Below are 13,110 nucleotides of genomic sequence, written 5' to 3'. Positions count from 1 at the left end.
GGAGCAAGCATGCATATTACGCTACGCCAGATTGAAGTGTTTACTGAGGTGCTGAAGAGCGGTTCCACCACCCAGGCCTCGCAGGTGCTGTCACTGTCGCAGTCGGCGGTGAGCGCGGCGCTGGCGGATCTCGAAAACCAGCTGGGAGTACAGCTGTTCGATCGCGTAGGCAAGCGGCTGGTGCTGAATGAGCATGGCCGGCTGCTCTATCCGCGCGCCGTCGGGCTGCTGGAGCAGGCGGGTGAAATAGAGCAGCTCTTCCGGGAAGATAGCGGGGCGATCCGGCTGTTTGCCAGCAGCACTATCGGTAACTATTTGCTGCCGGGCATGATTGCCGCCTACCGGCGCGATTTTCCCGCACTTCCGCTGGAGCTGAGCGTCGGCAACAGTCAGGATGCGATTCAGGCAGTGGCCGATTTTCGCGTGGATATCGGCCTGATCGAGGGGCCGTGTCACGAGCCGGATATCATCAGCACGCCGTGGCTGGAAGATGAGCTGGTGGTGTTTGCAGCACCCGACTCGGCGCTGCTGCAGCAGCCGGTGACGCTGGCAAGCCTTGCGGCGGCACCGTGGATCCTGCGTGAACGCGGCTCCGGCACGCGTGAAATTGTTGATTATCAGCTGCTGTCGCATCTGCCGCAGTTTCAGCTGGGTATGGAACTGGGTAACTCCGAAGCGATTAAACATGCGGTACGGCACGGCATGGGCATCAGCTGCCTGTCGCGCCGGGTCATTGCCGACCTGCTGGAAGCGGGCACGCTGGCAGAAGTGGCGGTTCCGCTGCCGCGCCTGACGCGCACGCTCTACCGCATTCACCACCGGCAAAAACATCTCTCGAATGCACTCAACCGCTTTCTCGCCTACTGCTGTGAATAGCCGGCGGCGGCGGGTGCTGCTAATAATCGCCCGCCGATCATGAAGGTAACTAATAACCCGAGGTGAATGCTATACAGCTCAGGGTTAGCTGCTACAATCGCGCCTTATTTTTATCCGGCATAGCGTTTACACATGCATAATGACTCAAAAACAACACAACAACCTGGGCTGCGCCGTGAATTAAAAGCGCGCCACCTCACGATGATCGCCATCGGCGGCTCCATTGGTACCGGCCTGTTTGTCGCTTCCGGCGCCACCATTTCACAGGCCGGACCCGGCGGCGCGCTGCTCTCCTATGCCCTGATCGGGCTGATGGTCTACTTTCTGATGACCAGCCTCGGCGAACTGGCTGCCTTTATGCCGGTTTCCGGCTCCTTTGCCACCTATGGCGCAAAATATGTTGAAGAGGGCTTTGGCTTCGCGCTGGGCTGGAACTACTGGTACAACTGGGCGGTGACCATCGCTGTTGATCTGGTCGCCTCGCAGCTGGTGATGAACTACTGGTTCCCCGATACGCCAGGCTGGATCTGGAGCGCGACTTTCCTCTGCCTGATGTTCCTGATTAACTTCATCTCGGTTAAAGGTTTTGGCGAAACAGAGTACTGGTTCTCGCTGATTAAAGTCGCCACCGTCGTTATTTTTATCGTAGTGGGGATTCTGATGATCACCGGCATTATGCGCGGTGCGGAACATGCAGGCTGGCACAACTGGACCGTGGGCGATGCGCCTTTTGCCGGCGGATTTTCTGCAATGATCGGCGTGGCGATGATTGTCGGTTTCTCATTCCAGGGTACCGAACTTATCGGTATCGCCGCCGGTGAATCTGAAGATCCCGCCAAAAATATTCCGCGCGCGGTGCGGCAGGTGTTCTGGCGTATTCTGCTGTTTTACGTGTTTGCGATTCTGATCATCAGTCTGATCCTGCCCTATACCGATCCGCAGCTGCTGCATAATGACGTGACCGATATCAGCGTCAGCCCGTTTACGCTGGTGTTCCAGAATGCCGGTCTGCTCTCAGCGGCGGCGATCATGAACGCGGTGATCCTGACGTCGGTGCTTTCAGCAGGTAACTCCGGTATGTACGCCTCAACGCGCATGCTGTTTAATCTCGCCCGTGAGGGCAAAGCGCCGCGCATCTTTGCAAAACTCTCAAAAGGCGGCGTGCCGCGCAATGCGCTGATTGCGACGACCGTAGTCGCGGGCCTCTGCTTCCTGACGTCAAAGTTTGGTAATCAGGAAGTTTACCTGTGGCTGCTTAATACCTCAGGTATGACCGGTTTTATCGCCTGGCTGGGCATCGCCATCAGCCACTATCGTTTCCGTCGCGGCTATGAAGCGCAGGGACGCGATCTGGCCGATCTACCTTACCGCTCCGGCTTTTTCCCGCTGGGTCCTGTCTTCGCCTTTGTGCTCTGCCTGATTATTACGCTGGGGCAGAACTATCAGGCGTTCCTCGCCGATACCATCGACTGGTACGGCGTGGCGGCAACCTATATCGGTATCCCGTTATTCCTGATTATCTGGATGGGTTACAGGCTGACGCGCGGCAGTCGCGTAGTGAAATATAGCGAGATGGAATTCCCGGTTTTTAAACAGTAAAACCTGGCGCAGCGGTATTCCAGTCTAAACGTAGGGGACGCATTTATGCGTCCCTGGTTTCAGGCGATTCACCCGGCCCAGGGCGGCATAAATGCCGCCCTTACGGTTATATCAAATCCAGACGTAGGAGACGCATTTATGCGTCCCTGGTTTCAAACGATTCAACCGGCCCAGGGCGGCATTAATGCCGCCCCTGTGGTTGCACCGAATCCAGACGTAGGGGACGCATTCATGCGTCCCTGGTTTCAGGCGATTCACCCGACCCAGGGCGGCATTAATGCCGCCCCTAGGGTTATATCAAATCCAGACGTAGGAGACGCATTTATGCGTCCCTGGTTTCAAACGATTCACCCGGCCCAGGGCGGCATTAATGCCGCCCCAACGGTTGCACCCAATCCAGACGTAGGGGACGCATTCATGCGTCCCTGGTTTCATACGATTCACCTCGGCCCAGGGCGGCATAAATGCCGCCCCTGTGGTTGCACGGTACGTAGGAGACGCATTTATGCGTCCCTGGTTTCAAACGATTCACCCGACCCAGGGCGGCATAAATGCCGCCCCTGTGGTTGCACGGTACGTAGGGGACGCATTAATGCGTCCCTGGTTTCATACGATTCACCCAACCCAGGGCGGTATAAATGCCGCCCTTACGGTTGCACGGTACGTAGGGGACGCATTCATGCGCCCCTTGTTTCAAACGATTCACCCGGCCCAGGGCGGTATAAATGCCGCCTTTACGGTTGCACGATACGTAGGGGACACATTCTTGCGTCTCTGGTTTCAAACGATTCACCCGACCCAGGGCGGCATAAATGCCGCCCCTGTGGTTGCACGGTACGTAGGGGACGCATTAATGCGTCCCTGGTTTCATACGATTCACCCAACCCAGGGCGGCATTAATGCCGCCCCAACGGTTGCACGGTACGTAGGGGGCGCATTCATGCGTCCCTGGCGTATTTATGCATCCCTGCCGGGTTGAGCTTTGTTACAGAGATATAATTGATAATTATTATCACCTGCTCTATTGTGTCAGCCGTTATGATTACGGCTATACAGGTAGACTCATGCGTACGACGGATTCCGTGCTGATAGCGGAACACCCCCCTGAAGCTGACACCCTGACACGTTATCGTCAGGTGCTGCGTCAGCGACTGCTGCTGACTGGCATACTGGTTGTTGCTATTCTCGCCTCGGTTATTCTCGATTTCACCCTCGGTCCGGCCGGGCTTACGCTGGAAACGCTCGGACAGACGCTGCTGCATCCGGATGCTATGGATGCCGGTACCCGCGTCATCGTCTGGGATATCCGTCTGCCCTATGCGCTGATGGCGGTGGTTGTCGGACTCTCTCTGGGGCTGGCGGGTGCTGAGATGCAAACCATTCTGAATAACCCGCTGGCGAGTCCCTTTACGCTGGGCGTCTCTTCCGCTGCAGCCTTTGGTGCCGCGCTGGCGATTATCCTCGGCGTGGGTTTTCCCGGCCTCTCCGATCAGTGGTTTATCTCCGCTAACGCCTTTGTATTTGCGCTGTTTGCCGCGCTGATGCTGGATGGCATTACGCGCTGGAGTAAAGTCTCCACCTCCGGCGTGGTGCTGTTTGGTATTGCGCTGGTGTTTACCTTCAACGCGCTGGTTTCCATGATGCAGTTTATCGCCAGCGAAGATACGCTACAGGGGCTGGTGTTCTGGACCATGGGTAGCCTGGCGCGCGCGTCGTGGGAGAAGCTGGGCGTGCTCAGCGCCGCCTTTGCGCTGCTGGTACCGTTTTCCATGCTGAGCAGCTGGAAGCTGACCGCGCTGCGGCTGGGGGAAGATCGCGCCATTAGTTTTGGTATCGACGTGCGCCGCCTGCGACTGGCAACGCTGTTACGCATCAGCATTCTCTCGGCGCTGGCAGTGGCCTTTGTCGGGCCGATTGGCTTTATCGGCCTCGTCGCCCCGCACATCGCCCGCATGATGTTTGGCGAAGATCATCGTTACTATCTGCCCGCCAGCGCGCTGGTCGGCGCGCTGGTGCTGTCGCTGGCCTCGGTTGCGTCGAAAAACCTGATCCCGGGCGTGATTATTCCGGTGGGGATCGTGACCTCGCTGGTCGGCGTTCCCTTCTTCCTGAGTATTATTCTGCGTCACCGGGGGAGCGTGTAATGGATTCAGGCTTACGTATTGAGCAGTTCAGCGCCGGTTATCCTAAGCGTCAGGTGATCGACAATCTGGACGTTGCCACGCTGCCGCGCGGCAAAATCACCGTGCTGCTTGGTCCTAACGGCTGCGGTAAATCCACGCTGCTGCGCGCGCTGGCGGGCCTGGGTAAAGGTGAGGGCGCACTCTGGCTGAACGGCGTTGATTTAATGGCGCAGCCCTTCACGCAGCGTGCAAAGCGGGTGGTCTATCTGCCGCAGACGCTGCCTGCCGGAGTCCACCTGCACGTACTGGAGTCGATTATCGTGGCGCAGCGCGCCTCGGGCGGCCTCCATAATGCGGACAGCGAAGCGGAGATTATGGCGCTGCTGGAGCAGCTGGGTATCGCTCATCTGGCGATGCGCTACCTCGATCAGCTCTCAGGCGGGCAGAAGCAGCTGGTAGGCCTGGCGCAGTCGCTGATCCGCCGGCCGGAGCTGCTGCTGCTGGATGAACCGCTGAGCGCGCTGGATCTCAACTATCAGTTTCACGTGATGGATCTGGTACGACGCGAAACCCGGCTGCGTAATATGGTCACGGTGGTGGTGGTGCATGATATCAATATCGCGCTGCGGCATGCTGACCACGCGCTGATGCTGAAGCAGGGCAGACGTCTGGCGGATGGCATACCCGCAGAGGTGATTACGCCGCAGACGCTGGCGCAGGTGTACGGCGTGCGCGGCCGTATTGAGCACTGCTCGCAGGGCATGCCGCAGGTAATGATTGACGGGCTGGTGGCAGAGTCGCTGATGTAAGGCAGGGCGCGCAGCCTGCGCGCCCTGTGCAGCCTCGCCCAGCAGGGCGAGGCGGTTATACCAGCAGATGTTTCGCGTGAAAGCGCAGGTGATCTTCCACAAACGTGGCGATAAAGAAGTAGCTATGGTCGTAACCCGGCTGAATGCGCAGCTCCAGCGGGAACCCCTGTTCGCGCGCAATCGCCTCAAGACGGTCCGGACGCAGCTGGTCCGCCAGAAACTGGTCGCCGTCACCCTGATCAATCAGCAGCGGCAGACGCTGTTCCGCCTCCTGCATCAGCAGGCAGCTGTCCCACTCACGCCACGCCTGGCGATCGTCGCCGAGATAGGCAGTAAACGCTTTCTGCCCCCAGGGGACGTCGCAGGGATTCACAATGGGTGCAAAAGCTGAAGCGGAAGCAAAGCGTCCGCCGAGGCGCAGCGCCAGCACCAGCGCACCGTGTCCTCCCATTGAGTGGCCCATGATCGACTGCCGATCGCTCAGCTTGAAGTTATCCGCCAGCAGCGCCGGCAGCTCCTCGCTGAGGTAGTCAAACATACGATAGTGCGCCGCCCACGGCTGCTGCGTTGCGTTGAGATAGAAGCCGGCGCCCTGGCCGAGATCGTAACTCTCATCGTTAGCCACCGCGTCACCGCGCGGGCTGGTGTCCGGCATAATCAGCACCAGACCCAGCTCTGCGGCCACGCGCTGGGCACCCGCTTTGGTGGTAAAGTTTTCGTCGCTGCAGGTCAGTCCGGCGAGAAACCAGACTGCGGGCGGCGGCGTATCAGCTTTCGGCGGCGGTAAAAAAATGCTGAACGTCATCGGGCAGTTCAGCACCGCTGACGAATGTCGCCAGCGTTGTTGCCAGCCGCCAAAGATGCGGTGTTCTTCCAGTAGTTCCAGCGTGGATGCCATAACGCCTCCGGTTATTTGTTGAAGTGCACCACAGAGCGAATCGATTTCCCTTCGTGCATCAGATCAAAGGCGTCGTTGATCTCTTCCAGCGCCATGGTATGGGTGATGAAATCGTTCAGCGCAAACTTGCCATCCAGATAATCCTGCACGATACCCGGCAGCTGGCTGCGGCCTTTCACGCCGCCAAACGCGGAACCCCGCCAGACGCGGCCCGTGACCAGCTGGAACGGGCGGGTGGAGATCTCTTCACCGGCACCGGCCACGCCGATGATGACCGACTCACCCCAGCCTTTGTGGCAGCACTCCAGCGCCGAACGCATGACGTTGACGTTACCGATACACTCAAAGGAGAAATCGACGCCGCCATCGGTCAGCTCAACGATGACATCCTGAATAGGCTTATCGTAATCTTTCGGGTTGATCAGGTCGGTGGCACCCAGCTTGCGGGCCAAATCAAATTTGCTGGTATTGATATCGATAGCGATAATGCGGCCCGCTTTTGCCATCTGCGCACCGATGATCGCCGAGAGGCCAATACCGCCGAGACCAAAAATCGCTACGGTGTCGCCCGCTTTGACTTTGGCGGTATTCATCACCGCGCCCATGCCGGTGGTCACGCCGCAGCCCAGCAGGCATACCTCTTCCAGCGGAGCTTCTTTGCTGATTTTCGCCAGCGAGATCTCCGGTACGACGGTGTACTCGGAAAAAGTAGAGGTGCCCATATAGTGGAAAATCGGCTGGCCATCTTTAAAGAAGCGCGTAGTGCCATCCGGCATCAGTCCTTTGCCCTGAGTGGCGCGGATCGCCTGGCAGAGGTTGGTTTTGCCGGAGAGGCAGAACTTACATTTGCCGCACTCCGGGGTGTAGAGCGGGATAACGTGATCGCCTACGGCGACGCTGGTAACGCCTTCGCCCACCGCTTCCACCACGCCGCCACCTTCATGACCGAGAATGGCCGGGAAAACGCCTTCCGGATCTTTGCCGGAGAGCGTATAGGCGTCGGTATGGCAAACGCCGGTAGCAACGATGCGTACTAACACTTCGCCTTTCTGCGGCGGCATCAGATCCACTTCTTCAATTTTCAGCGGCTCGCCAGGTGCCCAGGCAACGGCGGCACGGGTTTTAATCATGTTCATGCAATCCCTCTTGCGGTAGATGCGGGCCAGTGGCCCTGGTGGTCATTACTTATTTCAGCAGCGTCTGCTCGCTGTCCGGCAGCGGATGCAGCAGGCCGTCGTGCTGTGGCCGGTCATCAAACATATCGATAATCAGGTATTTCAGCGCCTCGACGTTCGGCGTAAACGCATCGCGTCGCCACATCAGCCAGGTAGCGGTATCGCGATAGAGCGGCGGCAGCGCGTGCTCCTGCACCCGCTCGCGCGCCGGCATCTGCGCCAGCACGGAGGCGGGCAGCATCGCCACGCCGCCGCCGCCCGCCACGCAGGCAACCATCGCGTGATAGGACTGAATCTCCATAACATTGCGCGGCGCGCTCTGGCTGTCGCGGTACCAGCTCTCCAGCCGGGTGCGGTAGGAGCAGCTGTTGCCAAAGGCAAACAGCGTATCCTGCTGGGTATCGCGTGCGCTGAGGATCGGCGGGTGTTCGGGGCTGGAGATGAGCACCATCTCTTCGCTGAAGGCGATACAGCCGTTCAGGTCATCATAGGGAGCCGGACCATCAACCAGCGCCGCCGCCAGCGTGCCGGCGCGCACTTTGTCGATGATATCGCCTGAAGTGCCGGTCACCAGGGAGAGCGCCACCGCCGGATAGCGCTGATGATAGGCGGCCAACAGCGCCGGCAGGCGGGTAGCTGCCGTGCTCTCCATAGAACCAAAAGCAAAATTGCCGCCCGGCTCACCGGCGCGGGCGATATTCAGCGCTTCATCGCTCAGCGCCAGAATACGACGGGCGTAGTTAAGAAAATTGTGCCCCATCGGTGACAGACGCATGCGCTGCTTCTCGCGGATGAACAGATCAACCCCGATCTCCTCTTCCAGCTGGCGCAGGCGCGTGGTGAGATTAGAGGGCACGCGATGCAGCTGTTCAGCGGCGCGCGCCAGAGAACCGGTATCGGCTACACAACAGAACATCCGCAGCTGAACTAAATCCATCTTCTCATCCCGTAAACAACAAGTGTGATGTTATTCATATTTTGTGAGTCTAAACCGCCCGTCGCCGACTGGCAAGTGCGTTATCGCCGCTTTTGCAGTTTAGCCAGGCGCGCTGCTGATAAGTGTAGTGATAGCGACAGCAACAGCCGCTTTTTTGCGCCTTTTGGTGCCGCGCACGCGCACGTGCTGATTGCCAATCAGATTGATTGCTGGATTAAGCCTGCGTTGTGTTTCACAATACGCGCTCAGAATTTCCCCCGCGGGCTATGTTCCGCGGGTGCATCACCTGCCGGAGAATGAGAACGATGAGCACCTTAAGTCAGGAAGCCGCCCTGGTTCATGAAGCGCTGCTGGCGCGCGGTCTGGAAACGCCGTTACGCGCCCCGGTGCGCGAAATGGATAGCGAAACGCGCAAGCGTGAAATTGCCGGTCACATGACGCAAATCATGCAGCTGCTGAATCTGGACCTGGAAGATGACAGCCTGATGGAGACGCCGCATCGCATCGCAAAAATGTATGTGGATGAGATTTTCTCAGGTCTCGATTACGCCAACTTCCCGAAAATCACCGTTATCGAAAACAAAATGAAAGTGGACGAGATGGTGACGGTGCGTGACATCACGCTGACCAGCACCTGCGAGCACCATTTTGTGATCATCGATGGCAAGGCAACGGTGGCCTACATTCCCAAAGACAAGGTGATCGGCCTGTCGAAAATCAACCGCATCGTGCAGTTTTTCGCCCAGCGCCCGCAGGTGCAGGAGCGACTGACGCAGCAGGTGCTGGTTGCGCTGCAGACGCTGCTTGGTACCACTAACGTGGCGGTGTCGATTGATGCAGTTCACTACTGCGTAAAAGCGCGCGGTGTGAAAGATGCGACCAGTGCCACCACGACCACGTCGCTGGGCGGACTGTTTAAATCGAGCCAGAATACGCGTCAGGAGTTCCTGCGCGCGGTACGTCATATCTGATCCCCCAGGCGGCCCCGGTGCCGCCTTTTTTGATGGCTGAGGGCCGCAATGCAACGCTACCAGGCGCTGGATTTTATTCGCGGATGCGCGGTTCTGGGCATTTTGCTGCTCAATATCACCGGCTTTGGCCTGCCGTCAGCCGCCTATCTTAATCCCGCCTGGCAGGGCAGCGTTACGCCGCAGGATGCCTGGACCTGGGCGATACTGGACGGGCTGGCGCAGCTGAAATTCCTCACGCTGTTTGCACTGCTGTTTGGTGCCGGACTGGCGCTGCAGATCCCCCGCGGTAAGCGCTGGATCAGCACGCGCCTGACGCTGCTGGTGCTGCTCGGGTTTATCCACGGCGTCTTCTTCTGGGAAGGGGATATTCTCCTCGACTACGGGCTTATCGGCCTGATTATCTGGCGTCTGCTGCGTGAGGTGCCCTCTGAGCGTGCGCTGTTTCAGACCGGCGTGCTGCTCTATCTGGTGGGCTGTGCGGTGCTGCTTATCTTCGGGGCGATCTCCGGTAATCAGAGCAGCAGCGGCTGGCAGCCGGGCGCCGCTGCGCTGGAGTATGAAAGTTACTGGAAGCTGGTGGGCGGCTGGGAAGCGGTGCGCAACCGGCTCGATCTGCTCGCATCGGGGCTGATGGCGCTGGCATCGCAGTATGGCTGGCAGCTGGCGGGGCTGATGCTGATGGGTGCCGCGCTGCTGCGCTGCGGCTGGCTGACCGGTGAGTTCAGCCTGCAGCACTACCGGCGCGCCGCACTGCTGCTGCTGACGACCGGCTGGCTAATTGCGGTGCCGGGTATCGTTGCGCAGTGGCAGCTGCAGTGGGCACTGCGCTGGACCAGCTTTTATCTGCAGGTGCCGCGCGATCTTGCCTCTCCTTTTATCAGCCTCGGCTATGCGGCGCTCTGTCTCGGCTTCTGGCCTGCGCTGGCGCGTAACCGGGTGTGCGGCCTGATTCAGGGGGTGGGGCGCATGGCGCTGAGCAACTATCTGTTACAGACGCTGATCTGTACCACGCTTTTCTACCGGTTTGATCTCTTCCTGCATTTTAGCCGGTTACAGCTGCTGACGCTGGTGCCCGTTATCTGGACAGTCAATCTTCTCTTCTCAGCGCTCTGGCTGCGCTATTTTCGTCAGGGGCCGCTGGAGTGGCTGTGGCGCTGGCTGACGCAGCGTCTCTCTGCAACCGGCACCGCAGTACCGCCTGTCAGATAATGACCTGCATCACAAAGATCGCATAAAGCAATGTAACCGTTTTCATTGATGTGAGCTGTTTCACGTAGCTGAAGTCTGCGGCCTGACACTATAGCGCTATTACGCGCCCGTCGCGTCTTTCAGCCTTTGTGGAACCGCTGCATGATAACGATTCGTGATGTCGCCCGACTGGCGGGAGTTTCTGTTGCCACCGTGTCGCGCGTGCTCAATAACAGCAGTGCAGTCACCTCTGATACCCGCGACGCCGTGCTGCAGGCGGTAGAATCGCTGGGCTATCGTCCGAACGCCAACGCACAGGCGCTCGCTACCCAGGTCAGCGACACTATCGGTGTCGTTGTCATGGATGTCTCCGATCCCTTTTTTGGCGCGCTGGTGAAAGCGGTGGATACCGTAGCACAGCGGGTGCACAAGCATGTTCTCATCAGTAATTCCTGGCATCAGGAAGATAAAGAGCGGCACGCCATTGAGGTGCTGATCCGTCAGCGCTGCAATGCGCTGGTGGTACATGCGAAAACGCTTTCAGACGCTGAACTCATGCAGTTTATGGATCAGGTGCCGGGAATGGTGCTGGTTAACCGGGTGATCCGCGGCTACGAGCATCGCTGCGTCTGTCTCGACAATGTAACCGGTGCGCAGGTCGCTACCCGCATGCTGCTGCAGCAGGGGCATCAGCGTATCGGCTATCTCAGCTCCAGCCACCCGATTGAAGATGTGGCCCAGCGCCGCGATGGCTGGCTGCAGGCGCTGGCAGAGCAGCGTATCCAGCCGGCAGAGGCGTGGATCGCCCATGCTGAACCTGACATGCAGGGCGGTGAAGCCGCGATGGTGGAGCTGCTCGGGCGCAATCTGCATCTGACTGCCGTGTTTTCCTATAACGATGGCATGGCGGCTGGCGCTCTGACGGCGCTGAAAGATAACGGCATTCAGGTGCCGCAGCATTTTTCTGTCATCGGTTTTGATGACATTCCCATTTCACGTTACACCGATCCCCAGCTGACAACCGTACGCTATCCCATTGTTTCTATGGCGAAACTGGCAACAGAGCTGGCGCTGAAAGGTGCAGCCGGCGAGCTGGATCCCCAGGCATCGCACTGTTTCATGCCTACGCTGGTGCGGCGTCACTCAGTGGCCCAGCGACAAATTGTGGAGTCGATCACTAATCCGGGCGATAGCGCCATGTAACCGTTTCCAATATGTGATTACATTCACAGTTAATTACCAGACCGCTCACTATGATGGCAGCGTCTTACCGGACTGAAACATCATGAAACGCCGGGTCACGCCTCTCCGGACAGGTTTCAGTAGCCGATTGAAATGGTTCACAACACTCTTCAGGAAGCGGTTACGTACAGGGAAGTCAGGATAGGGAGAGCGGTCCGGCTAACGCCCGCGCCTGCTCCAGAATGATAGCGTTTCAACCGACTGCGTTCGCTGCCCGCAGGCAGCAGGGCGCAATGAAATACCCTGCATAATTAAAACCGGAGATACCATGAATAAGAAGGTTTTCACGCTCACAGCACTGGTTGCCAGCATGATGTTTGGTGCAACTGCGCATGCCGCCGATACCCGCATTGGCGTGACCATTTACAAATATGATGACAACTTCATGTCAATGGTGCGCAAGGATATCGAAAAAGAGGCGAAAACACTGGGCGGCATTCAGCTGCTGATGAATGACTCGCAGAATGACCAGTCCAAACAGAACGACCAGATTGACGTGCTGATGGCCAAGGGCGTGAAAGCGCTGGCAATTAACCTGGTAGATCCGGCAGCGGCAGCGGTAGTTATCGACAAAGCCAAAGCCAATGACGTACCGATTGTGTTCTTTAACAAAGAGCCGAACGCCAAAGTGCTGGCGAGCTATGCGAAAGCCTATTATGTCGGTACAGACTCGAAAGAGTCAGGTATCAAACAGGGCGAGCTGATTGAGAAGCACTGGAAATCGACGCCAGCCTGGGATCTGAACAAAGATGGCCAGATTCAGTTTGTCCTGCTGAAAGGCGAGCCAGGCCACCCGGATGCTGAAGCGCGCACCAAATATGTTATCGACACCCTGAACAAAGATGGCATCAAAACGCAGCAGCTGGCGATGGATACCGCAATGTGGGATACCGCTCAGGCGAAAGATAAAGTCGATGCGTGGCTCTCCGGTCCGAACGCTAACAAAATTGAAGTGATCATTGCCAACAACGATGCAATGGCAATGGGCGCGGTTGAAGCGCTGAAAGCACACAACAAATCAAGCATTCCGGTGTTTGGCGTCGATGCGCTGCCAGAAGCGCTGGCGCTGGTGAAATCGGGCGCGATGGCGGGTACCGTGCTGAACGATGCGGAAAACCAGGCGAAAGCCACGCTGGATATCGCGAAGAACCTGGCAGATGGCAAAGAGCCGACCGCGGGCACTAACTTCAAGATGGAAGATAAAGTGGTTCGCGTGCCTTATGTCGCCGTAGATAAAGAGAACCTCTCTCAGTTTGCGAAGTAATCTATTCCGGGCGCGGCAATTTGCCGCG

11 protein-coding genes are annotated in these 13,110 nt (G+C 58.2%); 8 read left to right on the top strand and 3 right to left on the bottom strand.

From position 1 onward, the window contains the following. Positions 1 to 9 precede the first annotated feature (9 nt). The 4 genes from yieE (at position 10) to AC2CF9_RS04785 (ending at position 5,407) form a co-directional block, all read left to right on the top strand. Positions 10 to 876: a DNA-binding transcriptional regulator YeiE gene (gene yieE / locus AC2CF9_RS04800; RefSeq protein WP_108569524.1), complete on the top strand. Its 867-nt coding sequence runs from the start codon at positions 10 to 12 to the stop codon at positions 874 to 876. Between the two features lie 132 nt (positions 877 to 1,008). Then, the gene (locus AC2CF9_RS04795; protein WP_150016494.1) at positions 1,009 to 2,475 is read left to right on the top strand and encodes an amino acid permease; all 1,467 of its coding nucleotides are present in this window, start codon (positions 1,009 to 1,011) and stop codon (positions 2,473 to 2,475) included. A 1,064-nt stretch (positions 2,476 to 3,539) separates the two neighbouring features. Next, positions 3,540 to 4,619 carry a FecCD family ABC transporter permease gene (locus tag AC2CF9_RS04790; RefSeq protein WP_484556366.1) on the top strand — a complete coding sequence of 360 codons (1,080 nt, stop codon included), beginning with the start codon at positions 3,540 to 3,542 and terminating at the stop codon, positions 4,617 to 4,619. Beyond that, positions 4,619 to 5,407, top strand: coding sequence for an ABC transporter ATP-binding protein (locus AC2CF9_RS04785; RefSeq protein WP_484556365.1), 789 nt, complete (start codon positions 4,619 to 4,621; stop codon positions 5,405 to 5,407). Before AC2CF9_RS04790 ends, AC2CF9_RS04785 begins: the two co-directional genes overlap by 1 nt. A 55-nt stretch (positions 5,408 to 5,462) precedes the next feature. Here the strand turns inward: AC2CF9_RS04785 and fghA are convergent, their stop codons facing one another. Genes fghA through ptrR form a run of 3 tightly spaced genes read right to left on the bottom strand, consistent with a single transcriptional unit; the run spans position 5,463 to position 8,417 of the window. Further along, on the bottom strand, positions 5,463 to 6,305 hold the full coding sequence (gene fghA, locus AC2CF9_RS04780; protein WP_150016492.1) for an S-formylglutathione hydrolase: 843 nt from the start codon (positions 6,303 to 6,305) through the stop codon (positions 5,463 to 5,465). 11 nt (positions 6,306 to 6,316) lie between these two features. Then, positions 6,317 to 7,441 carry an S-(hydroxymethyl)glutathione dehydrogenase/class III alcohol dehydrogenase gene (locus AC2CF9_RS04775; RefSeq protein ID WP_150016491.1) on the bottom strand — a complete coding sequence of 375 codons (1,125 nt, stop codon included), beginning with the start codon at positions 7,439 to 7,441 and terminating at the stop codon, positions 6,317 to 6,319. Between the two features lie 49 nt (positions 7,442 to 7,490). Beyond that, positions 7,491 to 8,417, bottom strand: coding sequence for a putrescine utilization regulator PtrR (gene ptrR, locus AC2CF9_RS04770; protein ID WP_039385440.1), 927 nt, complete (start codon positions 8,415 to 8,417; stop codon positions 7,491 to 7,493). Between the two features lie 305 nt (positions 8,418 to 8,722). Between ptrR and folE the strand changes: the two genes are divergently transcribed. The 4 genes from folE to mglB all read left to right on the top strand — a co-directional run bounded on the left by folE (position 8,723) and on the right by mglB (position 13,082). Further along, positions 8,723 to 9,388: a GTP cyclohydrolase I FolE gene (gene folE, locus AC2CF9_RS04765; RefSeq protein WP_039385439.1), complete on the top strand. Its 666-nt coding sequence runs from the start codon at positions 8,723 to 8,725 to the stop codon at positions 9,386 to 9,388. 48 nt (positions 9,389 to 9,436) lie between these two features. After that, on the top strand, positions 9,437 to 10,597 hold the full coding sequence (yeiB, locus tag AC2CF9_RS04760; RefSeq protein WP_484556364.1) for a DUF418 domain-containing protein YeiB: 1,161 nt from the start codon (positions 9,437 to 9,439) through the stop codon (positions 10,595 to 10,597). Between the two features lie 141 nt (positions 10,598 to 10,738). Next, positions 10,739 to 11,779, top strand: coding sequence for an HTH-type transcriptional regulator GalS (gene galS, locus AC2CF9_RS04755; RefSeq protein WP_150016489.1), 1,041 nt, complete (start codon positions 10,739 to 10,741; stop codon positions 11,777 to 11,779). A 307-nt stretch (positions 11,780 to 12,086) separates the two neighbouring features. Continuing rightward, complete coding sequence (mglB, locus tag AC2CF9_RS04750; protein ID WP_484556363.1) at positions 12,087 to 13,082, top strand: galactose/glucose ABC transporter substrate-binding protein MglB; 996 nt, start codon at positions 12,087 to 12,089, stop codon at positions 13,080 to 13,082. Positions 13,083 to 13,110: the final 28 nt, after the last annotated feature.

The sequence above is a fragment of the Pantoea sp. SYBGC1 genome (assembly GCF_057197005.1).
Note: the sequence above shows the minus strand (reverse complement) of the source record. Positions and strands in the feature narration are given on the sequence as shown.

Bases quoted from the DNA above. Each gene is read 5' to 3' on its own strand.
- yieE (WP_108569524.1), top strand. From the start codon at position 10: ATGCATATTACGCTACGCCAGATTGAAGTGTTTACTGAGGTGCTGAAG.
- AC2CF9_RS04795 (WP_150016494.1), top strand. From the start codon at position 1,009: ATGCATAATGACTCAAAAACAACACAACAACCTGGGCTGCGCCGTGAA.
- AC2CF9_RS04790 (WP_484556366.1), top strand. From the start codon at position 3,540: ATGCGTACGACGGATTCCGTGCTGATAGCGGAACACCCCCCTGAAGCT.
- AC2CF9_RS04785 (WP_484556365.1), top strand. From the start codon at position 4,619: ATGGATTCAGGCTTACGTATTGAGCAGTTCAGCGCCGGTTATCCTAAG.
- fghA (WP_150016492.1), bottom strand. From the start codon at position 6,305: ATGGCATCCACGCTGGAACTACTGGAAGAACACCGCATCTTTGGCGGC.
- AC2CF9_RS04775 (WP_150016491.1), bottom strand. From the start codon at position 7,441: ATGAACATGATTAAAACCCGTGCCGCCGTTGCCTGGGCACCTGGCGAG.
- ptrR (WP_039385440.1), bottom strand. From the start codon at position 8,417: ATGGATTTAGTTCAGCTGCGGATGTTCTGTTGTGTAGCCGATACCGGT.
- folE (WP_039385439.1), top strand. From the start codon at position 8,723: ATGAGCACCTTAAGTCAGGAAGCCGCCCTGGTTCATGAAGCGCTGCTG.
- yeiB (WP_484556364.1), top strand. From the start codon at position 9,437: ATGCAACGCTACCAGGCGCTGGATTTTATTCGCGGATGCGCGGTTCTG.
- galS (WP_150016489.1), top strand. From the start codon at position 10,739: ATGATAACGATTCGTGATGTCGCCCGACTGGCGGGAGTTTCTGTTGCC.
- mglB (WP_484556363.1), top strand. From the start codon at position 12,087: ATGAATAAGAAGGTTTTCACGCTCACAGCACTGGTTGCCAGCATGATG.